Here is a 22418-nt window from a genome sequence, read left to right as displayed (position 1 = left end):
CTGCACATGAACCACCCGCAGCAGGCTCCTGAGGCACGCTGCTGATGGCTACCTACGCCATCGGCGACGTCCAGGGCTGCTATCCGGAACTGCAACGGCTGCTGGAAAAGCTGCGTTTCGATCCGGCCCGCGACCGGCTGTGGTTCTGTGGCGACCTGGTCAACCGGGGCGGGCAGTCGCTGGAAACGCTGCGCCTGGTGCATTCGCTGCGCGGGCATTCGGTGGTCACGCTGGGCAATCACGACCTGAGCCTGCTGGCGATTTCCCTACGCAAGCCCGATGCACAGGAGCGTGTGAACCCCGAGCTGCGCCAGGTGCTGTTCGCCCAGGACGCGCCCACGTTGTTCGAATGGCTGCGGGAGCAGAAATTGCTGCACCACGACGAGTCGCTGGGCTGGACCATGGTCCACGCCGGCCTCGCCCCGATCTGGACATTGCGGCAAGCACAGAAGTGCGCGGCGGAAGTCGAGCGCGAACTATCCAGCCCGCGCCACCCCCGCTTGCTGAAACATCTGTTCGGTAATCGCCCGGCGGCGTGGACGAGCCGCCTGCAGGGCATCGAGCGCATGCGCGCATCCATCAACACGTTGACCCGCATGCGCTTCTGCGACGTCAACGGACGGATCGATTTCGAAGGCAAGGGCGCGCCGGGTACGCAGAAACCCGGCATGTATCCGTGGTTTGAAGTACCAGGCATGCGCCGGCGCGACACGCGCATCGTGTGCGGCCACTGGTCGGCCCTGGGCCGCTTCGTCGGCATGGGTGTCTACGGCATCGATACGGGATGCGTATGGGGCGGCAAGCTCACCGCCTTGTGCCTGGATGGCGAGGAACCGCACTACGTGACCGTGGACGCCGAGCCGCATCGCACCCGCCCACCTGGCGGCGGCGACTGACCCCCGCCCTCTCGCCGCATGCAGGGCGGCGAGGTTTTGTTGCGTTCGCTATCTATCCGCGCCGGCGGTCAGCTCAGCTGACCGTGGCAATGCTTGTACTTCTTGCCCGAACCGCAGGGGCACGGATCGTTCCGGCCCACCTTGGGGCCAGCGTTCGACGCGGGCTGGGGCGGTGACGCGGGCGCCTGCGTCTCCAGGCCCAATGCGCCGCCGGCCGGGGCACCGCCGCCGCTGGCCTGCATCTGGCGCTGCAAACGCTCGGCCATGCGCTGCTGCTCGGCTTCCATCGCGGCGACTTCTTCCTCGCTGCGGATGCGAATGCGCGCCAGCATCTGCGTTACTTCGGTCTTGATGCGTGCCAGCATCTGCTGGAACAGATCGAACGACTCGCGCTTGAACGCCTGCTTGGGATCCTGCTGGGCATACCCGCGCAGATAAATGCCCTGGCGCATGTAATCCATGCTGGAAAGATGCTCTTTCCATGCATTGTCGACCACGCTGAGCATGATGTGCTTTTCGAGCTGGCGCATGGTTTCCGGGCCGACTTGCGTTTCCTTGGCCTGGAACATCCCGTTGAGCTGCGCGCGCACGTGTTCCAGCACGGTCTGGGCATCGGCCTCGCGCTGGCCCTCAAGCCAGTGCTTGAGGTCGATAGACAGGCCGAAATCGCTTTCCAGCTCGCGCTCCAGGCCGGCAATGTCCCATTGCTCGTCGATACTCTCGGCCGGCACGTAGCGGCGTACCACATCCTCGACGACGTCGTCGCGAATGTCCAAAACGGTGGCTGAGACATCCTCGCCTTCGAGCAGTTCGTCGCGCTGGCTGTAGATCACCTTGCGCTGGTCGTTGGCGACGTCGTCGTATTCGAGCAGGTTTTTGCGGATATCGAAGTTGTGCTGTTCGACCTTGCGCTGCGCCTTTTCGATCTGGCGGCTGATCATGCGGTCTTCCAGCGCTTCGTCTTCCTTCATGCCGAAGCGTTTCATCCAGCGCACCAGCCCTTCGCCGCCGAAGATGCGCAGCAGGTTGTCCTGCAACGACAGGTAGAAGCGCGAGGAGCCGGGGTCGCCCTGGCGGCCGGAGCGGCCGCGCAGCTGGTTGTCGATGCGGCGCGATTCATGGCGCTCGGTGCCCACGATGTGCAGGCCGCCGGCGGCCAGCACCTGCTCATGGCGCTTCTTCCATTCGGACTTGATGCGCGCGCGGTCGGTTTCGCTGGCGTCTTCCGGCAATGCCGCCAACGCCGCCTCCAGGCTGCCGCCCAGTACGATGTCGGTGCCGCGGCCGGCCATGTTGGTGGCGATGGTCACCGCGCCGGGCATGCCCGCCTGCGCCACGATGTGCGCCTCGCGCTCGTGTTGCTTGGCGTTGAGCACTTCGTGCGGAATCTTTTCCTTGCGCAGCAGGTTGGACAATAGCTCCGACACGTCGATCGAAGCGGTGCCCACCAGCACCGGCTGGCCGCGCTGGTGGCAGTCGCGGATGTCTTCGATCACCGCCTTGTACTTGACGTCCTGGCTGAGGAACACCATGTCGGCGTTGTCCATGCGGATCATCGGCTTGTGGGTGGGGATCACCACCACTTCCAGGCCGTAGATCTGCTGGAATTCGTACGCTTCGGTATCGGCCGTACCGGTCATGCCGGCCAGCTTTTTGTACATGCGGAAAAGGTTCTGGAACGTCACCGTGGCCAGCGTCTGGTTCTCGCGCTGGATCGGCACGCCTTCCTTCGCTTCCACCGCCTGGTGCAGGCCGTCGGACCAGCGGCGCCCCGCCAGGGTACGGCCGGTGAATTCATCCACGATGATCACTTCGCCGTCGCGCACGATGTAGTCCACATCGCGCTGATAGATCGCGTTGGCGCGCAGTGCCGCGTTGAGATGATGCACGATCGCCAGGTTGCGCGCGTCGTACAGGCTGCTCTCTTCGTCGATGACCTTGGCCTGGCGCAGCAGTTCCTCGGCATGCTGCATGCCCTCTTCGGACAGGTGCACCTGCTTCTGCTTTTCGTCGACCCAGTAATCGCCCGCACCGTCTTCCACTTCCTGGCGCGTCATCTTGGGCACGAGCATGTTCACCGCGATGTAGAGCTGCGGCGAATCCTCGGCGGGGCCGGAAATGATCAGCGGGGTACGCGCTTCGTCGATCAGGATCGAGTCCACTTCGTCGACGATGGCGTAGTGCAGGCCGCGCTGGCAGCGCTGGTCCTTGGACAACGCCATGTTGTCGCGCAGGTAGTCGAAGCCAAATTCGTTGTTGGTGCCGTAGGTGATGTCCGCGCCGTAGGCGGCGAACTTGTCGGCGTGCTCCATGCCCGGCCACACCACGCCCACGGTAAGACCCAGGAAGTTGTACAGCTTGCCCATCTGGGCCGCGTCGCGCTTGGCCAGGTAGTCGTTGACCGTCACCACGTGCGCGCCCTTGCCTTCCAGCGCGTTCAGGTAGATCGGCGCGGTCGCGACCAGGGTCTTGCCTTCGCCGGTGCGCATTTCGGCGATCTTGCCCATGTGCAACACCATGCCGCCGATCAACTGCACGTCGTAGTGGCGCATGCCGAGCACGCGCTTGGCGCCTTCGCGCACTACCGCGAACGCTTCCGGCAGCAGCTTGTCCAGCGTCTCGCCATCGGCGATGCGCTGCTTGAACTGTGCGGTCTTGCCGCGCAAGGCTTCGTCGCTGAGCTTCTCCAGCTCAGGTTCCAGCGCGTTGATGCGCGCGACGGTCTTGGACATCTGGCGCAGCACGCGTTCGTTACGGCTGCCGAAAAGGCTCGTCAGGGCACGGTTGAGCATCGATCTTCCGGATCTGGAAACTTAAGGACGCCCGCCGGAACAGGCCCGGACGGACAAAGGAACGATGATACTAGGGTCCGCCGGCTATCCCAAACGCCTGGAGCCGGCGGCACACCCGGTGGTATCGGACGTCGTGCTAGGGAGTGGCGGTATGGCGCCCGGCTTTCAAGGGCGCCGCGAGGGACGTTGTGATCCATTCCTGGCAGGTGTCACCCGCGGTGCCGGCGAGACTGGCCGTCCTGCCGAGCCGTGCGGCACGCCCCGCGGGCCTTCTGGATATCATGCCGCCTGCGATGAATGGATCGGCGCAACCGTGCGCTCAGCGGTGGTTCTTTACGTAGGCCAGCGGGTTTACCACGTGGCCGTTGTACCAGACCTCAAAATGCACATGCGAGCCGGTGGAACGGCCGGTGGAGCCGGCCTCGGCGATCTCGTCGCCCACGCGCACGTGCTCGCCCGGATGCACCAGCAGCTTGCTGTTATGGGCATAGCGGGTCATGTAGCCATTGCCGTGGTCGATCTCCACTACGTTGCCATAGCCGCTGCGTACGCCCGCGTAGGTCACCATGCCTTCGGCCACGGTGCGCACCGGACTACCGTAGGGAACGGCGATGTCCAGGCCGGTATGACGCTCGGCGGTGCCATCGAACGGATCCGCGCGCACGCCGAAGTAAGAAGAGATGTAGCCGTCCGCCGGCATGCCCGTCGGCTTGAGGTTGGAATCGATGCGGGCATTCAGCAGCAGGCTTTGCATGGCGCTGAGCTGCGCCTGCTGCGTGTCGAACTGGTTGGCCAACTGCTCGATGCTGGCATCGAGGGTCTGCGGCAAGGCGTATTCGCTGCCGCCAGCGCTGACCTCCACGCCGCCGACCGGCGGGGGCTGGTCGAAATTGAATTCGTTGCTGTCGAGCTTGCCCACTTCGACCAGGCGCTCGCCCAGCGCATTCAGGCGCGTGGACTGGGCCTGCAGCTGGCCGAGCTTGACGGCCAACGCGTCGAGCTGGCGATGCGCGTCCTCGCGCAGGTCGCCCAATTGCTTGTCCTGCTGGGTAACCTGCTTGTGCAGCGCATTGATCTGGGCGATCGCGCGATCGCGCGGACTGGCCAGGGCCAGCGCCATGCCGGCGCCAAGGCTGCCGATCGCCAGCGCCACGGCAGCGCCGATACCCAGGACGCGCCAGCGCAGTTGCCGGTTGGCCAGGTCGAGTGTTCTTGGCACTTTCCCCGCGCGCGAGACGAGTATGATTTGCATGTCGTTACCACTTTGAAGTTTTTTACTGATGCAGCGCGACGCACCCGCCGCCTCCAGCCGCACCGGCCATGGACCACAATCCCTTGCCGATATCGGCCCCGTGGCTGCACTGGCGGAAAAAGCCGGCAAGCTGGAAGCCTTGGACCGCGCATTGCGCCAAACGTTGCCGTCGCCCCTGCGCGAGCAGGTCAGGTTTGCGAACGTGCGCGACGATCGTCTGGTATTTCTGGCTTCCTCGCCGACCTGGGCATCGCGGTTGCGTCTTCAACAGACGCAGATCCTCGCTGCCGCACGCGCCATTGGCGCGAATGCCGGCTCAGTCACCGTGAAAGTGGCCCCCCTTCCTCCGCCCGATCCCCAGCCGGAGCAGTTAAAACCGCTTTCCGCCGCGGCAGCGCTTCACTTGAAGGCTGCTGCGAAGTCGATCCAAGACCCTCAATTGAGGGCCATGTTTCTGGAGCTGGCGTCCGTCGCCGAGACTGCGAATTCCTCTCCCGACAAGACGCCCTGAGCTTAAGCGTCACGACCGGCGGACAGGCGAAAGCCACCCACCCCCGGCACGGGATTCGGTTTTATACCACGCAATACCCCGTCGCGGTCTTTAGGCCACGTCTTAATAACGTGAAACCAAGGCCGACAAAAGTGTGATGTGCATCACATAAATGAACAAACCGGGCCAAAGGGCCCGGTTTGGGGGTGATGCGGAAGGCGAAATCAGATCGCCTGGGCGGGATGGGCGTAGGAGATCGGCGCCGTGGCCGGATCGTCCTGATAGCTGACCTCTTCCCACGCCGTGACGTCGGCCATCAGCGCGCGCAGCAGCTTGTTGTTCAACTCGTGACCGGACTTGTGCGCGTAGTACGCGCCGATCAGGCTGTGACCGAGCAGGTAGAGATCGCCGATCGCATCGAGGATCTTGTGCTTGACGAATTCGTCCTCGTAGCGAAGACCGTCTTCGTTGAGCACGCGGTAGTCGTCGAGCACCACGGCGTTGTCCATCGACCCGCCGAGCGCGAGGTTGTGTTCGCGCAGCATCTCGATGTCGCGCATGAAGCCGAAGGTGCGTGCGCGGCTGACTTCCTTGACGAACGAGGTGGTGGAGAAGTCGATCTCTGCGCGCGAGGTGCGCTTGGAGATGATCGGGTGGTTGAACTCGATCGAGAAGCCGACCTTGAAGCCTTCAAACGGCTCGAAAGTGGCCCATTTGTCGCCTTCCTGCACTTTCACCGGCTTCTTGATGCGGATGAAGCGCTTGGCGACCGACTGTTCTTCGATACCGGCCGATTGCAGCAGGAAGACGAACGGACCGGCGCTACCGTCCATGATCGGAACTTCCGGCGCGGACAGATCCACGTAGGCATTGTCGATGCCCAACCCTGCCATCGCCGACAGCAGATGTTCCACGGTGGAGACACGCACGTCGCCGTTGACCAAGGTCGTGGACAATCTCGTGTCGCCGACGAGATCCGGACGCGCATGGATTTCCACCGGTGGATTGAGATCGGTACGACGGAACACGATACCCGTATTGGGCGCCGCCGGACGCAGTGTCATGTACACCTTGTCGCCGGTATGCAGACCGACTCCGGTGGCACGGATGATGTTTTTAAGCGTACGCTGCTTGATCATTTATTGTGTACCTGTAGGGGCAGCAGCCAATTCGAGCTGGGATGCTAACACAGTCTTAACCTGCGGGAAAACAAACCGTACCGTACAGTCCGGGCAATCCTTCATTTTCCTTTCATCAACGAATGCGATTCATTCGCATGTTGATGATGCAAGCACTACAGATAATTCAAGTACTTGCGATTCGACACAAAACCCCGCGCCGGGGACGGGAAGGTCCGGCAACGGGATTTTGGACCGGCAGGGCGGCAAGTCCACACCACACTGTCAATCGTGCGCCATCCTAAGGCCGCACTGCCTATCGCATTCAACGCACGAATACGAACGCCAGCCGACATAGTGATGTCCCCTTGCCGCAACCAGCTCCCGGCGGCGGCGAGGCTGCGGACAGGGAGGATACGCCTCCTTGTCCGGCACAGGGAACACTGACAAGTTAATACGTCGTCAGTTCATCACATTCACAATTCTTTACGTTTAATCGGCCTGGCGGCGCAAGAAAGCGGGGATATCCAGGTAGTCGAAGCTCGGATCGGCGCTCTTGGCCGAGGCGTCCCCGCCACGCGGATTGTTCGCCACCACTTCCGGCTGGGCATAATCGACCACCTCGTTGCCGGTACCGGTACGCAGCACCATCGGACGCGGACGCTGGCGCATCTCCACCTGCTGGGTCGCCACCGGACGGATCGGCTGGCGCGCGGCAACGCGGTTGAGCCCGGTGGCCACCACCGTCACGCGCACGTCGTCCTGCATTTCCGGATCGAGCGAGGTGCCGATCACCACCGTGGCGTCTTCGCTGGCGAAGTCGTGGATGATGCGGCCGATCTCGTCGAACTCGCGCATGGTGAGGTTGGGACCGGCGGTCACGTTGACCAGGATGCCGCAGGCACCGTTGAGGTTGACGTCTTCCAGCAGCGGGTTGTTGATCGCGGCCTCGGCGGCGGCCTGGGCGCGGTCATCGCCGCGGGCGGTGCCCGAACCCATCATCGACAGGCCCATTTCGCTCATGACCGTGCGCACGTCGGCAAAGTCGACGTTGATCAGGCCCGGGCTGGTGATGAGGTCGGCGATACCCTGCACGGCGCCCTGCAGCACGTCGTTGGCGGCCTTGAATGCGTTGAGCAGGGTTACTTCGCGGCCGAGCACCGACAGCAGCTTCTCGTTCGGCACCGTGATCAGCGAGTCCACGTGCTGGGACAGGTCTTCGATGCCCTTGAGCGCGACCTGCATGCGGCGGCGACCTTCGAACGGGAACGGCTTGGTGACTACCGCCACCGTCAGAATGCCCTTCTCTTTGGCCAGCTGTGCCACCACCGGCGCCGCACCCGTGCCGGTGCCGCCGCCCATGCCGGCGGTGATGAACACCATGTCCGCGCCTTCGAGCATTTCCTCGATGCGCTCGCGATCTTCCAGCGCGGCCTGGCGGCCCACTTCCGGGTTGGCGCCCGCGCCCAGGCCCTTGGTGACGTTGGCGCCCAGTTGCAGGTGCATGCGACCGCCGCAGCCCTTCATGGCCTGCGCGTCGGTATTGGCGACGACGAAGTCGACGCCTTCAATGTTGGAGTTGAGCATGTGCGCCACGGCGTTGCCGCCGCCGCCGCCCACGCCGATGACTTTGATCACCGCGTTCGGTGCCAGTTTTTCGACCAATTCAAACATTTCCCGTCCTCCGTAGAGCTTTCGTTGTCGTTGTAACCGCGGGACGACTCCTGTCATCCCTTGGTGATGAGCGAACCTCCATTCGCCCGTACCGCGCCTCCTGCGCGGCCAAACCGCTTAAAAGTTCTTGGTGATCCAGCCGCGCAGCTTCTCGACCAGGCCGCCCATGCTTCCGCCGGCCGGGCCGCTCATGCGCGTGCCGCCGGAACGCGCGCCATGCAGCAGCAGGCCCACGCCCGTGGAATGGAGCGGGTTGGCGGTCACTTCGCCCAAGCCGTTGACGTGCTGGGGCGTGCCGATGCGCACCATCTTGTGGAAGATTTCCTCGGCCAGCTCCAGCGCGCCCTCCATCCGCGAGGCGCCGCCGGTCAGCACCACGCCCGCGGCGACCAGGCTGTCGTAGCCGGAGCGGCGCAGCTCGTCCTGCACCATCTCGAAAATTTCCTCGTAGCGCGCTTGCACGCTCTGCGCGAGCGATTGGCGCGCCAGCCGGCGCGGCGGCCGGTCGCCTACGCTCGGTACCTGGATGGTTTCCTCCGCGTGCGCCAGCTGGGCCAGCGCGCAGGCGTACTTGATCTTGATTTCCTCCGCGTGCGCGGTCGGCGTGTGCACGCCGTAGGCAATGTCGTTGGTCACCTGGTCGCCGCCGACCGGCAGCGATTTGGTGTAGCGGATCGAACCTTGCGTGTAGATCGCGATGTCGGTGGTACCGGCACCGATGTCGACCAGGCATACGCCCAGTTCGCGTTCGTCGTCGGTGAGCACCGCCTTGGCGCTGGCCACGGCCGAGGGCACCAGTTCGTCCACCGACAGGCCGCAGCGCTGGATGCACTTGCTGATGTTCTGCACCGCCGCGGCCGCGCCGGTCACCAGGTGCACGGAGGCTTCCAGGCGCACGCCGCTCATGCCGACCGGCGAGCGGATGCCGTCCTGGCCGTCGATGCGGTATTCCTGCGACTCTTTATATAAGACCTTGCGGTCGGCCGGGATCGCTACCGCGCTCGCCGCTTCCAACACCTGCTCCAGGTCGCCCGGCGCCACTTCGCGGTCACGGATCGCCGCGGTGCCGTGCGAGTTGCGTGTCTCCAGATGACTGCCGGAGATCGAGGCGAAGACGGAGCGGATGTCGCAACCGGCCATCAGTTCGGCCTCCTCCACCGCGCGCTGGATCGAGTGCACGGTCGATTCGATGTCCACCACCGAACCGCGCTTCATGCCGCGCGACACGTGCGAGCCGATGCCGATGATTTCGATCGGCTCGCCCGGCTCGTACTCGCCCACGATCGCCACCACCTTGGAGGTGCCGATGTCGAGGCCGACAACCAGCTGCTTTTCACTTCGAGAGCCTGCTCTCATATACCAAGCACCCCGCGCCGGAAGCTGTTTGCCCGCAGGGCAAGGAAGAACGAAAAAGCGTATGTCGATACGTAACTGAGTGACGACGCAGCCATGTGGGCCAACAGACCCGGCGCCGATGCCTGCCCCTGATTGGCCGCCGTGCGGCGGCGCGCGCCTTGGCCTGACAGCCAGCCGGGCGCCGCGCCACGCACGACCATCTGGCGGTCAATCAAAGGCAGCGCGAGATGCGTGGTGTATGAGAGCAGGCTCTGTTTCATGTGCGGGGCGTGCCTCCGGCGGTAGGAGCGGTCGGGGCGGCCGTCGCTTGCGGCCATTTCACGGCGAAGCCGTTGGTGTAACGAAGATCGGCATATTCAAAACCCTGCACGTGACCGGCCATCACCTGCGGATACACGTCCAGGAAGCGGCGCAGGCGGCGTCCGGCCTGGCCGCGATCGCCGATCACGATCTGCGCGCCCGAATCGGTGGCCACGCTCCAGCTGCCGCGCTCGGTCAGCGATACGCCGGTAATCTTCAAATGCGTGCCGGTGAACGCCTTTTGCGCTTCGGCGAAGAAGCTCACCACTTCGGCCAGATGGTCGTCCGGTCCGTGCAGATCCGGCAGCTGCGTGTATTGGGCCGCGTCCGGCACGTTGAACACCTTGCCTTCGCCGCTGATCAGCTGGTTGCCGTTCCAGCGCGCGAAGGGCTGGCGCTCGTACACGCGCAACAGCAGGGTATCGGGCCAGCGCTTGCTCGCCTCCACCGATTCGACCCACGGCAAGGCCGCCACCGCTTGCTGCACGTTATCCAGATTCAAGGCGAAGAAGCCCTTGCCCAGGCGCGGCTGCACGGCAGCGCGGATCTGCTCGGCGCTCACGTGCTTGAACTGGGCCTGCACCGTCAGCTGGGTCACCGGCCAGCGGTCGGCGGCAAACCAGCCGCACAACACGCCCACGATCGGCAACACCACCAGGGCGATGGCCAGACACCAGGCAACGAGGCGGATGCTTCCCCTCATGCATCCTCCCTGAAACTGGTTTGCAGCACGCGCCAGCACAAGGTCTGGTAGTCGATGCCCGCCACCGCGGCGGCCTTGGGTACCAGCGAATGCGAGGTCATGCCCGGCGCGGTGTTCACTTCCAGCAGCCAGTTGCGGCCGTCGCGGTCGCGCATCACGTCCACGCGGCCCCAGCCGTAGCAGCCGAGCGCATCGAAGGCCTCCAGTGAGAGTGCGCGCAGGGCCGCTTCGGCTTCGCCTTCCAGACCCGGGCAGATATAGCGCGTGTCTTCGGCGATGTATTTGGCGTTGTAGTCGTAGAACGCGCCCTTGGGCACGATGTGGATGCTCGGCAGCACCTGGCGGCCGAGGATGCCGACGGTGAGTTCGTCGCCTTCGATGAGCGTTTCCATCAGCAGATCGCCGGGATACTTCTCGGCCAGAGCCACGGCGGCATCAAGATCTTTCTCTTCGAACACGCGCGTGACGCCCACGCTCGAACCTTCGCAGGCAGGCTTGACGATCAACGGGAAACCGATCTCCCGTGCCGCCGCATGCACGTCCGCGCCGCGCGGCAGTGCGACGAACTTGGGCGTCGGCAAACCCAGCGATTGCCACACGCGCTTGGAGCGCGTCTTATCCATCGACAAGGCCGAGCCGAGCACGCCCGAACCGGTGTACGGCACGTTGAGCGACTCCAGCGCGCCTTGCAGCACACCGTCTTCGCCGCCGCCGTGCTGGCCGTGGAGGATGTTGAACACGCGCGCGAAATGACCGGCGCGCAACGCATCCAGCAGCGCGGGGATGCCGTCGATCGCATGCGCATCCACGCCGCGCGCCTTCAACGCCGCCAGCACATTGCGGCCGGAGTCGAGCGACACCTCGCGCTCAGCCGAACTGCCGCCCATCACCACGGCGACGCGACCAAATTGTGCGGGGTCCTGGATCTTCATCACTCGTGGGTCCTCAAATGACCGGCCTGGGCCAGCTCCACCGCCGCGCTCCCGATGTCGCCGGCGCCCAGCAGCAGCAATAGATCGCCATCGCGCAGCAGCGCCGGCAGCGTGTCTTTCAATTCGCGCGGATGGCCGATCAGCACCGGATCGACCTTGCCGCGGGCGCGCACCGCCCGCGCCAGCGCGCGGCCATCGGCGCCGGCGATCGGCGCTTCGCCAGCGGGATAGACCTCGGTCAGCACCAGCACATCCGCCTCGGCCAGCACGTTGGCGAAATCGTCCAGCAGATCGCGCGTGCGGCTGTAGCGATGCGGCTGGAAGCCGACCACCAGGCGCCGCTCCGGCCAACCGCCGCGCGCCGCGGCGAACACCGCAGCCAGTTCGCGCGGGTGATGGCCATAGTCATCGACCAACATCACGTTGCCGTGATCCAGTGCGATCTCTCCGCGCCGATGGAAGCGGCGACCCACGCCCTGGAAATTGGCCAGCGCATGCGCGATCGCTTCGGCTTCCACGCCAAGCTGCCAACCGATCGAGGCCGCCGCCAATGCGTTGAGCACATTGTGACGGCCCGGCAGGTTAAGGCGCACCGCAATCGCATCCTTCATGCCCGGCAGCAGCAGATCGAAATGCATTTCGAACCCGCGCTGCACCACGTTGGCGGCGCGCACGTCCGCGTGGCTGCTGTCGATGCCGTAGGTCATCACGCGGCGCGCGGTGATCTTGGCCAGCTGCGCCACTTCCGGATCATCCACGCACAACACCGCCAGACCGTAAAACGGCAGGCGATGCAGGAAATCGCTGAACGCCTTGCGCACCAGCGCGAAATCGCCCTGGTAGTTTTCCAGGTGATCGGCGTCGATATTGGTGACCACGGCGATCACCGGGGAGAGCAGCAAGAACGAACCGTCCGACTCGTCCGCCTCGGCCACCAGGTATTGTCCCGTGCCCAGCCGCGCGTTCGCACCGGCGGCGTTGAGCTGGCCGCCGATTACGAAGGTGGGATCGTAATTGGCTTCGGCCAGCACGCTGGCGACCAGGCTGGTGGTGGTGGTCTTGCCGTGCGTGCCGGCCACGGCGATGCCGCGGCGAAAGCGCATCAGCTCGCCCAGCATCTCCGCGCGCGGGATGACCGGAATGCGCGCTTCGTGGGCCGCAACCAGTTCGGGGTTGTCGTTTTTGATGGCACTGGATGTAACCACCACGTCGGCATCGCCGATATGCGCCGCCGCGTGACCGATGTGCAGCTCGATGCCCAGCCCGCGCAGACGCAGCGCAGTGGCCGATTCGCTGCGATCGGAACCGGATACGGCATAACCGAGATTGTGCAGCACCTCGGCGATGCCGCTCATGCCCACGCCGCCGATGCCGATGAAATGCACGCGACGGAAAGTGCTCATCAAGTCTTCGTGCGCAAGGAGGCGGCGCGGTGTCATGCGGCCACCTCCAGGCAGGCGCGCGCGATGTCCGCGGCAGCATCCGGCTTGGCCAGCGTGCGCGCCGCCTCGGCCATCGCCAGCAGTGCCGCGCGATCGCCCAGCAGGGTCGTCAGGCGCTGCGCCAGGTCGTTGGTATTCAGATCTCGCTCCTGTATCAGTTGCGCGGCGCCAGCGGCGACCAGCGCTTGGGCGTTGCGCGTCTGGTGGTCGTCCACCGCGTGCGGGAAAGGCACCAGTACGGCGCCCAGGCCGCAGGCGGTCAGCTCGGCCAGCGTCAACGCACCCGCGCGGCACAGCGCGAGGTCCGCCCATGCATAGGTGCCGGCCATGTCTTCGATGAATGGCACGATGCGCGCCTGGACGCCCGCATCCGCGTACGCCTTGCGCGCCTCCTCGATGCCGCGGTTGCCGCACTGATGCAGCACTTCCGGACGCTGCTCCGCCGGCATCAGTGCAAGCGCTTGCGGCACCGATGCGTTCAACGCGCGCGCGCCCAGGCTGCCGCCAAGCACCAGCAGGCGCGGCTTGCCGGTGCGGCCGGCCATGCGCTGCGCCGGCGCGGGCAACGATGCGATGGCGCCCCGCACGGGGTTGCCCACCCATTGGGCATTGGGAAGGCTATCGGCAAAGCCCGCCATGACTCGACGCGCGTGCGCGGCCAGCTTGCGGTTGGTAAAGCCCGCCACGCGATTCTGTTCGTGCACCAGCAGCGGACGATGCAACAGGCGCGCGGCAACACCGCCGGGACCGGCCACGTAGCCGCCCATCGATAGCACGCTGCGCGGCTTGATCCGCTGCAAGACGGCCAGCGACGACAGCAGTGCGCGCAGCAGCATCCACGGCGCCAGCAGGCGCGTCTTCAAACCCTTGCCGCGCAGGCCGCCGACCGCCACCGTGTGCAGCTCGATACCGTGCGCGGGCACTACTTTGGTTTCCATGCCGCCGGCTGCGCCCAGCCACACCACCGGCACGCCCTGCGCACGCAGCGTTTCGGCCACGGCCAGGCCGGGGAAAATGTGGCCGCCGGTTCCGCCGGCCATGATCAAGACAGGAGCCTGCGTAGTCATGCGGCCACCGCCTCGCGCTCGCGTGGCGTCGCCGGCGCGTTCGCGTCCGGCACGGCGGCGGCAGGCACGCGCGTGGCCATCTGCCGCGCATCCAGCGCCCGGTTGATTTCGTAGGTGGCACGCAGCAGCACGCCCGCCATCGCGCAGGTGAGCACGATGGACGAACCGCCGTAGCTGATCAGCGGCAGGGTCAGGCCCTTGGTGGGGAGCGCGCCCAGGTTCACGCCGATCGACACCATCGTCTGCAGGCCGATCATCAGGGAAATGCCGAAGGCGATGTAGCCGGCAAAACGCTGGCCCACTTCCACGCCCTTGAGGCCTATGTGCAGGCCACGCCATACAGTGAGCGCGAACAGGCACATCACGGCGATGATGCCGAACAGTCCCAGCTCCTCGCCGATCACGGCGAAGATGAAATCGGTATGCGCTTCGGGCAAATAGGACAGTTTCAGCACGCTCGACCCCAGGCCCACGCCCGTCCACTCGCCACGGCCGATCGCCATCAGCGACTGGGTGAGCTGGAAGCCGTCGTCGAACGGGTGATCCCACGGATGCAGGAAGGTGGTGAGGCGCTTCATGCGATAGCTTTCGCTGGTCGCCGCGATCGCCAGCAGCGGCATCAGCGGCAGGCCCATCAGAAACAGGAAGATCGGCCGCGCACCGCCCAGCCATACCATGGCGATGGTGACGGCAATGACCAGCGTGGCCGAACCGAAGTCAGGCTGCGCCAGCAGCAACAGCACGATCACGCCCGATACCGCCAGCGGCTTGATCAGGCCAAGGAAACGCGTCTCGATGCTTTCGCGGTGGCGCACCAGATAGCTGGCGATGTACACCACCAGGATCAGCTTCACCGCCTCGACCGGCTGGAATGAGGTAACGATCAGGTTGAGCCAGCGCCGTGCGCCGTTGAGCTTCATGCCCAGATGCGGCACGAACACCGCCAGCAGCATGATGAAGGCCACCAGCATCAGGAAGAAGGCGTGCTTTTCCACCACTTTCAACTCGGTGCGCATCGCCACGCCTGCGGCCACCAGCCCCATCGAAAGAAACATGATGTGTTTCTTCAGAAAGTAGAACTGGCCCCAATGCTGGGAATCGGCTACCGCGATCGAGCTGGAAGTGACCATCACGACACCCACGCAGGCAAGCGCGATCAGAGCCACCAGCAGCGGCAAGTCGAACTTGCCGCGCGGGCCCTGCCGCCGCTTTGCCTGCGATGTGTCAAAATCAAACATCAACGCACCTTCAAGGTTGCCAAGCCAATCAGCACCAGCACCACGCTGATGATCCAGAAGCGCACGATCACCCGCGGCTCGGGCCAGCCTTTCAATTCGAAATGATGATGGATCGGCGCCATGCGGAAGATGCGCTTGCCGGTCATCTTGAAACTGGCCACCTGCAGCATCACTGACGCCGTTTCCATCACGAACACGCCGCCCATGATCAAGAGCACGATTTCCTGCCGCACGATCACTGCGATCGCCGCCAGCGCCGCACCGATCGCCAGCGCGCCGACGTCGCCCATGAACACTTGCGCCGGATAGGTGTTGAACCAGAGAAAACCCAGCCCCGCGCCGGACAGCGCGCCGCAGAAAATCGCCAGCTCGCCCGCGCCGGGAATCGCCGGAATCGCCAGGTATTCGGAGAACACCTTGTTGCCGGCCAGGTACGCGAAGATGCCCAGCGCGCCCGATACCAGCACGGTCGGCATGATCGCCAGGCCGTCGAGGCCATCGGTGAGATTCACCGCGTTGGAAAAACCCACGATCATGAAATAGGCCACGACCAGGAAGAACACGCCCAGCGGCACCGCCACGTGCTTGAATACCGGCACGTACAGTGCGGTCTCGGCCGGCAGCACGGCGCTATGGAACAGGAACCACGCCGCGCCCAGCCCGAACACCGACTGCCAAAAGTATTTCCAGCGCGAAGCGAGGCCGCGGCTGTCCCTGAGCACCAGCTTGCGGTAGTCGTCGTAGAAGCCGATCGCGCCAAAGCACAGCAGCACGGCCAGCACCAGCCACACGTAGCGATTGGCGAGATCCGCCCACAGCAGGGTCGCCACCGCCACCGCCAGCAGGATCATCACCCCGCCCATGGTCGGTGTGCCGGCCTTGGACAGGTGCGTCTGCGGACCATCCTTGCGCACCACCTGCCCCGCCTTGAGCGCCGCCAATTTGCGGATCAACGCCGGCCCGAACAACAGCGACATGGACAACGACGTCAGCGTCGCCATGATCGTGCGGAAGGTGATGTAGGAAAACAGATGCAAAGCGGTGAAATGCCGCGCCATCCAGTCGGCCAATTCAAGCAGCATGGGGGGCGCCCTCCTGCGGCTGCGCGGTTTTCAGCGCGGCGACAACCTGTTCCATGCCCGCCGAGTGCGAGCCCTTGACCAGTACCGTGACCCCGGCACGCAGCTGCATGCGCAGCGCCTGGACCAAGGTGGCCTTGTCGGCGAAATGCGCGCCGCCCGCGCCGAACGCCTCGACAGCGGCGGCGTTGAGCGGACCGACCGCGAACAGTTTCTGGATGCCGCGCTCGCGCGCATGGCGGCCCACGCCCGCATGCAGCGCGCGCGCATCGGCGCCCAGTTCCGCCATGTCGCCCAGCACCAGCCAGCGCTCGCCCTCGGCCAGCGCGAGCGTATCGATCGCCGCGTGCATGGAACTGGGATTGGCGTTGTAGCTGTCGTCGATCAACGTACAACCGTTGGGCATGGCGATGCGCTTCAAGCGCCCCTCCACCGCCGAGGCCTGCTCAAGCCCGGCGACGATGGTGTCCAGCGGCACATCCAGCGCCAGCGCAATCGCGCTCGCCGCCAACGCATTGGCGATGTTGTGGCGACCCGGCAGCGGCAGCGACACTTCGGCATCGCCTTGCGGCGTGCTCAGCACGAAACGCGAACCGTCCACGCGCTGCTCCACGATATCGGCGCCGACGTCGGCTTTGTGATCCAGCCCGAAGCGCAGCACTTTGCGCGCGCCGGCCAGACCCGCGAAGAAGCTGGCGAAGGCATCGTCGGCATTGATCACCGCCACGCCGTCGGCCGGCAACGCGCGATACACCGCGCCCTTGGTTTCAGCCACCATCTCGATCGTACCCATGCGCTCAAGATGAGCCGGCGCGATGAGATTGACGAGGCCGATTTCGGGCCGTGCGATGGCAGCGAGATAGTCGATGTCGCCCGGCTTGCCGGCACCCATTTCCAGTACCGCGTACTGGGTGTCTTCGGGCATCCACAGCAGCGTCAGCGGCAGGCCGATTTCGTTGTTGAAGCTGCCGGTGTTGAAGTGCGTGCGGCCGTGGCGCGAGAGGATCGCGGCGGCAAGCGTCTTCACCGTGGTCTTGCCGTTGGAGCCGGTGATGCCGATGACGTGCGCATTGCGCTGCGCGCGCACCGCGCTGGCGAAATCGCCCAAGGCCAGCTCCACATCGTCCACCAGCACTTGCGGCAGGTCGATGTCGATCTTGCGCGCGACCAGCGCGGCGGCGGCGCCGCGCGCCTTGGCATCGGCGAGATAGTCATGGCCATCCACGCGCTCGCCCTTGAACGCGACGAACAGGTCGCCGGCCTGCACCTTACGCGAATCGATCGCCACGCCGGTGGTCTGGGCGTCGGCGCCGAGCATGCGGCCATGGGTCCATAAAGCGATGGCGCTCAAGCGCATCATGCGTGCCCTCCCAACGCGGCACGCGCCACGTCCATGTCGTCGAATGCGCGCTTTGTGCCCGCGCTTTCCTGATAGGTTTCATGTCCCTTGCCGGCGATCAGCACCACGTCGCCCGCGCGCGCCATGCCCAACGCGGCACGGATGGCCGCTTCGCGATCGCGCTGCACCATGGACGCCTCCGGGTGACGCATGCCGGCCAGGATCTGGGCGACGATCGCGTCACCGTCTTCGCCACGCGGATTGTCGTCGGTGACGATCGCGGTGTCGGCCAGACGCTCGGCAATGCCGCCCATCTGCGGACGCTTGCCGGCATCGCGCTCGCCGCCGCAGCCGAACACGCAGATCAGCCGCGCCGCGCAATGCGCGCGCAACGCATCAAGCGCCTGTTCCAGCGCATCGGGCGTGTGGGCGTAGTCCACCACGACCAGCGGCAGGCCATCCACGCCGCCGATGCGATTCATGCGGCCGTTGACCGGCTCAAGCGCCTCGACGGTGTCCACGATGCGCCCGAACGATTCGCCCAGTGCGCCGAGGCAGCCCACCACCGTGAGCAGGTTGGCGACGTTGAAGCGTCCCAGCAGGCGACTGCGGACATGCCGCGTTCCCCATGGCGTGCGCAACTGGAACGCGATGCCTTCGGCCGAGGTCACGATATCGGTGGCGCCAATCTCCGCCTGCGCATCGCCCGCGCTACTGAAGCGCAGCGTCTGCACGCCGGGTGCGAGTGTGCCGGCCAGTTCATGACCGAACGCATCGTCGGTATTGATCACCGCCGCCCGCAGTCGCGGCCATGCGAACAGCTTCGCCTTGGCTGCGCCGTAGGCCTGCATGCTGCCGTGGTAATCCAGATGATCGCGCGTGAGGTTGGTGAACGCCGCGACCTCGAATGCGGTGGCCGCCACGCGCCCTTGTTCCAGCGCATGCGAAGACACTTCCATCGCGACATGCGTGGCGCCGTCGCGGCGAAATTGCGCCAGCAGCTGCTGCACGGCAATCGCATCGGGCGTGGTGCGCTCGCCTTCGCGCAACTGGCCGTGCAGGCCCGCGCCCAGCGTACCGATGGTCGCCGCGCGATGGCCAAGCATCTCCAGCGCCTGCGCCAGCAGCTGCACGGTGGAGGTTTTGCCGTTGGTGCCGGTCACGCCGGTCACGCGCATCGATTCGGAAGGGCGCCCGAAGAAACGCGCCGCGATCTCGCCCACAAACGCATGCAGGCCCTCTATCCACAACACCGGCACATCGACCGGCTCGAATGCGCACGCGGGCGCCTCGGCCAGCACCACGCTCGCGCCGCGCCGCACTGCGCCGGAGACGAATTCGATGCCGTGCCCGCGCGTCCCGCGCAAGGCGAAAAAGACGTCGCCGCTACGCACATGGCGCGAATCGAGCGCAAGGCCGGAAACCATGACGGGGCCCGCGGCCCTCGTTTCGGCGATGCCTTGCAGCAGGTGATCCAGACGCTGGCCGGTCATGGCTCGACCGCCTCCACCGCGGATTGATCGTCCTTGGCGTTCTGCGGCTGCGCGGTCGCGGTACCCGCCAGGCCGCCGCCGGCCTGCAACGGACCACCCGCATACCAGCGGCCGATGTTGTCCGGCGGCACGTCCAGCAGGCGCAGCGCGCCGGTCATGACGCTGGAGAACACCGGCGCGGATACCAGGCCACCGTAATAAATGCTGGACTTGGGATTGTTGATCACCACTACGCCGACCAGCCGCGGATCGGTGGCCGGCACGATGCCGGCAAACAGCGAGTTGTAACTGTTCTTGGCGTAACCGCCGGCGGATGCCAGGTGCGCGGTGCCGGTTTTGCCCGCGACGATGTAATTGGCGATCTGCGCACGCGTGGCCGAACCGCCCGGCGCGGTGACCGTTTCGAGCATGTCCACCAGCTCGCGCGCGATGGTGGGCGAGATAACCTGCTTTCCGGCATCGCCTCCGCCCTTGATGAAGGTAGGCGTGTGCATGATGCCGTTGTCGGCCAGCGTGCCGTAGGCCACCGCCAGCTGCAGCGGTGTGACGTTGAGGCCGTAGCCATAGGCCATCGTGGCCTTTTCGATCGGCCGCCAGGTATGGCCCGGCCGGAGGAAGCCGGCCGATTCGCCAGGAAAGCCGCTACCGGTGCTTTCGCCGAAGCCGAACGCGCGATACGTGTCGTAGAGGAATTGGGTATCCAGCGACAGCGCGATTTTTGCCGCACCGATGTTGCTGGACTTGGTCAGCACGCCGGTAGGGGTAAGCATGCCGTTGCCGCCCGACTCCACGTCGCGGATGTCCTTGCCCATGAAGTACCAGTGGCCGTTGCCGGTATCGATCATCGGCGAGGTGGGCGTGTACTTGCCGCTGGACAGGCCCGCGGCCATGGTGAACGGCTTCATGGTGGAGCCCGGTTCCACCACGTCGGTAACGGTGCGGTTGCGGCGCTGTGCAGGCTGGCTATCGGTGACAACGTTGGGGTTGAAGGTAGGCAGGCTCACCATGGCGAGGATTTCGCCGGTGTGCACGTCCATGATCACCATTTCGCCCGAATCGGCGTTGACGTTCTGCAGCTGCTTTTTCAGCTCGCTATAGGCGAGGAACTGGATGCGGCGATCGATGCTGAGGGTAATGTTTTGACCGGGCTGCGGCGCACGCACCTGTTCCACGTCTTCGACGATGTGCCCCATGCGGTCGCGGATCACGCGCTTGGCGCCCGGCTTGCCGGCCAGCCAGTTGTCGAACGCCAGTTCCAGGCCCTCCTGGCCATGATCGTCGACGTTGGTGAAGCCCAGCACGTGCGCGGTCACTTCGCCGGAGGGGTAATAGCGCTTGTATTCGCGCTGCCCGTTTACGCCCGGCACGCCGAGGTCAAGCACGCCTTGGGCCGCGTCCGGACTCATCTGCCGGCGCAGGTAGGTAAATTCGCGATCGGCGCGCTGTTCCAGGTACGCCTTCAAATCGTCCGGCGTGGTGCCCAGCGCCTGGGCGAGCGCGGGGATGCGGTCGGGGTTGTCCAGCACTTCCGAGGGCACGGCGGTGATCGACACCATCGGCGTGGATACCGCCAGCGGCTCGCCATTGCGATCGAAGATGGTGCCGCGCGACACCGCGATCGGCACTTCGCGCAGGAAGCGCGCGTCGCCCTGGTTCTGATAGAACTGCTTGCGCACTACCTGCAAATCGAACGCGCGCGCAACCAGCCCGACCGACGCGACGCCGAGCACGCCGATCACCAGCAACATGCGACGGCGCACGCTGGGCCCCGCGCTCTGGCGGCGCGCGGCGGGTTTGGCGGGGATGCGCGGGCGCGGGTTCATTGCTGCACCAGCCGGATGTCTTGTGGGCTGGGCATGAACATGCCCAGCTTGCTGCGCGCTTCGTCATCGATGCGGCGCGGCTCGGCCCAGGTCGCCTGCTCCAGTTCAAGCCGGCCGAATTCGATGTTGAGATCGTCGCGCTGACCTTGCAGCTGGGTGAGCTGCACGAACAGCACGCGGCTCTGGTGGCGCGTCCACACCACCGCGATCGCACTGACCATGACGGCGGCGAGCAGGATAAGCAGGCCGAAGACGCCGATCACCTTCATGCCAGCACCTCGTCCGGCAATTTTTCCGCCACGCGCAGCACCGCCGAGCGCGCGCGCGGGTTGGCCGCCTGCTCCGCCTCGGACGGAAACCGTGCTTTGCCCACCGCCGCCAGGCGCGCCGGCGCCGCCGCCACCGGCGGCCCACGGCGACTGCCTTGCACGCGGCCGGAGTGATCGCGGATGAACAACTTTACGGCGCGATCTTCCAGCGAATGGAAGCTGATCACCGACAAACGGCCACCCGCGTTGAGGCGTTCGAGTGCGGCATCGAGCCCGCGCTGCAAAGCGTCCAGTTCGCCGTTCACCCGGATGCGCAGCGCCTGGAAACTGCGCGTGGCCGGATGCTTGCCCGGCTCGCGTCGGCCTACCACGCGCTCGATCAGAGCGGCCAGCTCGCCGGTGCGGGCGATCGGTGCTTCGGCGCGACGCTCGACGATGGCGCGGGCGATCTTGCGGCTGAAGCGCTCCTCGCCGAAGGTCCATAGCACATCGGCGATCTCGCGCTCGTCGGCGCGGGCGAGAAAGTCGGCCGCGCTCTCGCCCTGGGTGGTGTCCATGCGCATGTCCAGCGGCGCATCGGCCATGAAGCTGAAGCCGCGTGCGGCTTCATCCAACTGCGGCGATGAGACGCCAAGATCCAGCAGCACGCCATCCAGGCCGTCGGCGGTTTCGTCCCATTCGGCCAGCGTGGAAAAGTTGCCGTGGCGGATCGACACGCGCGGATCGGCGGCGAATTCCCGCTGCGCGGCGTCGATGGCCTGCGGGTCGCGATCCATCAGCAGCAGGCGCCCCGCCGGCCCCAGGCGCGACAGCACGGCGCGGGCGTGACCGCCGCGTCCGAACGTGCCATCGAGATACCGCCCACCTTCCCGCACGGCGAGACCCTCCACCGCCTCATCCAGCATTACCGGGATGTGCCGCAATACGGAGCCAGAATTCATGTTGCCAATGGCCCGCGCTGTGTCGTTGTGGTCCTCAGGCGGCAGGCTGCGGCGCAAGCCGGGGTGACGCCCCGGTCAAGCCGCGCGCTGCTGCATGAAGGCCACAACGACACAACCCGAAGAGCCGGGCCTGGTTGGGCGCAAGGACGCGTCATCGCTCGGTCGTGTACGGACATACACTCCCTCGCGCTTGCTTGCCTTGCACGCAACTCAC

At 65.5% G+C, this 22418-nt stretch carries 19 protein-coding genes; 2 read left to right on the top strand and 17 right to left on the bottom strand.

What is annotated here, in order from left to right; all coding sequences use genetic code 11:
• The first annotated feature begins 44 nt into the window (after positions 1-44).
• On the top strand, positions 45-896 hold the full coding sequence (locus VME63_RS11675; protein WP_325433460.1) for a symmetrical bis(5'-nucleosyl)-tetraphosphatase: 852 nt from the start codon (positions 45-47) through the stop codon (positions 894-896).
• Positions 897-964: 68 nt separating this feature from the next.
• Here VME63_RS11675 and secA read toward each other — a convergent pair whose 3' ends face one another.
• Both secA and VME63_RS11665 read right to left on the bottom strand, forming a co-directional pair.
• On the bottom strand, positions 965-3688 hold the full coding sequence (secA, locus tag VME63_RS11670; protein ID WP_325433458.1) for a preprotein translocase subunit SecA: 2724 nt from the start codon (positions 3686-3688) through the stop codon (positions 965-967).
• Between the two features lie 319 nt (positions 3689-4007).
• A complete protein-coding gene (locus tag VME63_RS11665; RefSeq protein ID WP_325433456.1) occupies positions 4008-4940 on the bottom strand; it encodes a M23 family metallopeptidase in 933 nt (310 codons plus the stop codon).
• A 28-nt stretch (positions 4941-4968) separates the two neighbouring features.
• Between VME63_RS11665 and VME63_RS11660 the strand changes: the two genes are divergently transcribed.
• Positions 4969-5451 carry a DUF721 domain-containing protein gene (locus VME63_RS11660; protein ID WP_325433454.1) on the top strand — a complete coding sequence of 161 codons (483 nt, stop codon included), beginning with the start codon at positions 4969-4971 and terminating at the stop codon, positions 5449-5451.
• 203 nt (positions 5452-5654) lie between these two features.
• On the opposite strand, the gene lpxC is transcribed toward VME63_RS11660, so the two are convergent.
• The 15 genes from lpxC to rsmH form a co-directional block, all read right to left on the bottom strand.
• Entirely contained in the window at positions 5655-6569 is a 915-nt protein-coding gene (gene lpxC / locus VME63_RS11655) for a UDP-3-O-acyl-N-acetylglucosamine deacetylase (RefSeq protein ID WP_325433452.1), read from the bottom strand.
• A gap of 471 nt (positions 6570-7040) precedes the next feature.
• Positions 7041-8222: a cell division protein FtsZ gene (ftsZ, locus tag VME63_RS11650; RefSeq protein ID WP_325433450.1), complete on the bottom strand. Its 1182-nt coding sequence runs from the start codon at positions 8220-8222 to the stop codon at positions 7041-7043.
• Between the two features lie 117 nt (positions 8223-8339).
• Complete coding sequence (ftsA, locus tag VME63_RS11645; protein WP_325433448.1) at positions 8340-9578, bottom strand: cell division protein FtsA; 1239 nt, start codon at positions 9576-9578, stop codon at positions 8340-8342.
• Positions 9575-9838: a hypothetical protein gene (locus tag VME63_RS11640; protein ID WP_325433446.1), complete on the bottom strand. Its 264-nt coding sequence runs from the start codon at positions 9836-9838 to the stop codon at positions 9575-9577. The genes ftsA and VME63_RS11640 overlap by 4 nt, the downstream gene beginning before the upstream one ends.
• Complete coding sequence (locus VME63_RS11635) at positions 9835-10581, bottom strand: cell division protein FtsQ/DivIB (protein ID WP_325433444.1); 747 nt, start codon at positions 10579-10581, stop codon at positions 9835-9837. Before VME63_RS11635 ends, VME63_RS11640 begins: the two co-directional genes overlap by 4 nt.
• Positions 10578-11513, bottom strand: a complete 936-nt coding sequence (locus VME63_RS11630) for a D-alanine--D-alanine ligase (RefSeq protein WP_325433442.1) — start codon at positions 11511-11513, stop codon at positions 10578-10580. Before VME63_RS11630 ends, VME63_RS11635 begins: the two co-directional genes overlap by 4 nt.
• Entirely contained in the window at positions 11513-12952 is a 1440-nt protein-coding gene (gene murC, locus VME63_RS11625; RefSeq protein ID WP_325433440.1) for a UDP-N-acetylmuramate--L-alanine ligase, read from the bottom strand. The genes VME63_RS11630 and murC overlap by 1 nt, the downstream gene beginning before the upstream one ends.
• The gene (gene murG, locus VME63_RS11620; RefSeq protein ID WP_325433438.1) at positions 12949-14022 is read right to left on the bottom strand and encodes an undecaprenyldiphospho-muramoylpentapeptide beta-N-acetylglucosaminyltransferase; all 1074 of its coding nucleotides are present in this window, start codon (positions 14020-14022) and stop codon (positions 12949-12951) included. Before murG ends, murC begins: the two co-directional genes overlap by 4 nt.
• Positions 14019-15260, bottom strand: coding sequence for a putative lipid II flippase FtsW (gene ftsW / locus VME63_RS11615; protein WP_325433436.1), 1242 nt, complete (start codon positions 15258-15260; stop codon positions 14019-14021). The genes murG and ftsW overlap by 4 nt, the downstream gene beginning before the upstream one ends.
• Positions 15260-16342 (bottom strand): phospho-N-acetylmuramoyl-pentapeptide-transferase, encoded by a 1083-nt coding sequence (gene mraY, locus VME63_RS11610; protein ID WP_325433434.1) that lies wholly within the window; start codon positions 16340-16342, stop codon positions 15260-15262. The genes ftsW and mraY overlap by 1 nt, the downstream gene beginning before the upstream one ends.
• Entirely contained in the window at positions 16332-17699 is a 1368-nt protein-coding gene (locus VME63_RS11605) for a UDP-N-acetylmuramoyl-tripeptide--D-alanyl-D-alanine ligase (RefSeq protein ID WP_325433432.1), read from the bottom strand. Before VME63_RS11605 ends, mraY begins: the two co-directional genes overlap by 11 nt.
• Positions 17696-19171 (bottom strand): UDP-N-acetylmuramoyl-L-alanyl-D-glutamate--2,6-diaminopimelate ligase, encoded by a 1476-nt coding sequence (locus VME63_RS11600; RefSeq protein ID WP_325433430.1) that lies wholly within the window; start codon positions 19169-19171, stop codon positions 17696-17698. Before VME63_RS11600 ends, VME63_RS11605 begins: the two co-directional genes overlap by 4 nt.
• Positions 19168-20994: a penicillin-binding protein 2 gene (locus VME63_RS11595; RefSeq protein WP_325433428.1), complete on the bottom strand. Its 1827-nt coding sequence runs from the start codon at positions 20992-20994 to the stop codon at positions 19168-19170. Before VME63_RS11595 ends, VME63_RS11600 begins: the two co-directional genes overlap by 4 nt.
• Positions 20991-21263 carry a cell division protein FtsL gene (ftsL, locus tag VME63_RS11590; RefSeq protein WP_325433426.1) on the bottom strand — a complete coding sequence of 91 codons (273 nt, stop codon included), beginning with the start codon at positions 21261-21263 and terminating at the stop codon, positions 20991-20993. The genes VME63_RS11595 and ftsL overlap by 4 nt, the downstream gene beginning before the upstream one ends.
• Positions 21260-22204: a 16S rRNA (cytosine(1402)-N(4))-methyltransferase RsmH gene (rsmH, locus tag VME63_RS11585; protein WP_325433424.1), complete on the bottom strand. Its 945-nt coding sequence runs from the start codon at positions 22202-22204 to the stop codon at positions 21260-21262. Before rsmH ends, ftsL begins: the two co-directional genes overlap by 4 nt.
• Positions 22205-22418 lie beyond the last annotated feature (214 nt).

Origin of the sequence: Dyella sp., assembly GCF_035503745.1 — a bacterium.
Lineage (GTDB): Bacteria > Pseudomonadota > Gammaproteobacteria > Xanthomonadales > Rhodanobacteraceae > Dyella_B.
The sequence above is the reverse complement of the archived record's forward strand: the minus strand, read 5'-3'. Positions and strand labels throughout refer to the sequence as shown.

Coding starts and splice junctions, on each gene's coding strand:
- ftsW (WP_325433436.1), bottom strand. CDS start 15,260: ATGTTTGATTTTGACACATCGCAGGCAAAGCGGCGGCAGGGCCCGCGC.
- ftsA (WP_325433448.1), bottom strand. CDS start 9,578: ATGAGAGCAGGCTCTCGAAGTGAAAAGCAGCTGGTTGTCGGCCTCGAC.
- VME63_RS11640 (WP_325433446.1), bottom strand. CDS start 9,838: ATGAAACAGAGCCTGCTCTCATACACCACGCATCTCGCGCTGCCTTTG.
- murC (WP_325433440.1), bottom strand. CDS start 12,952: ATGACACCGCGCCGCCTCCTTGCGCACGAAGACTTGATGAGCACTTTC.
- secA (WP_325433458.1), bottom strand. CDS start 3,688: ATGCTCAACCGTGCCCTGACGAGCCTTTTCGGCAGCCGTAACGAACGC.
- mraY (WP_325433434.1), bottom strand. CDS start 16,342: ATGCTGCTTGAATTGGCCGACTGGATGGCGCGGCATTTCACCGCTTTG.
- VME63_RS11605 (WP_325433432.1), bottom strand. CDS start 17,699: ATGATGCGCTTGAGCGCCATCGCTTTATGGACCCATGGCCGCATGCTC.
- rsmH (WP_325433424.1), bottom strand. CDS start 22,204: ATGAATTCTGGCTCCGTATTGCGGCACATCCCGGTAATGCTGGATGAG.
- VME63_RS11665 (WP_325433456.1), bottom strand. CDS start 4,940: ATGCAAATCATACTCGTCTCGCGCGCGGGGAAAGTGCCAAGAACACTC.
- ftsL (WP_325433426.1), bottom strand. CDS start 21,263: ATGAAGGTGATCGGCGTCTTCGGCCTGCTTATCCTGCTCGCCGCCGTC.
- VME63_RS11600 (WP_325433430.1), bottom strand. CDS start 19,171: ATGACCGGCCAGCGTCTGGATCACCTGCTGCAAGGCATCGCCGAAACG.
- VME63_RS11675 (WP_325433460.1), top strand. CDS start 45: ATGGCTACCTACGCCATCGGCGACGTCCAGGGCTGCTATCCGGAACTG.
- murG (WP_325433438.1), bottom strand. CDS start 14,022: ATGACTACGCAGGCTCCTGTCTTGATCATGGCCGGCGGAACCGGCGGC.
- VME63_RS11595 (WP_325433428.1), bottom strand. CDS start 20,994: ATGAACCCGCGCCCGCGCATCCCCGCCAAACCCGCCGCGCGCCGCCAG.
- ftsZ (WP_325433450.1), bottom strand. CDS start 8,222: ATGTTTGAATTGGTCGAAAAACTGGCACCGAACGCGGTGATCAAAGTC.
- VME63_RS11660 (WP_325433454.1), top strand. CDS start 4,969: ATGCAGCGCGACGCACCCGCCGCCTCCAGCCGCACCGGCCATGGACCA.
- VME63_RS11630 (WP_325433442.1), bottom strand. CDS start 11,513: ATGAAGATCCAGGACCCCGCACAATTTGGTCGCGTCGCCGTGGTGATG.
- lpxC (WP_325433452.1), bottom strand. CDS start 6,569: ATGATCAAGCAGCGTACGCTTAAAAACATCATCCGTGCCACCGGAGTC.
- VME63_RS11635 (WP_325433444.1), bottom strand. CDS start 10,581: ATGAGGGGAAGCATCCGCCTCGTTGCCTGGTGTCTGGCCATCGCCCTG.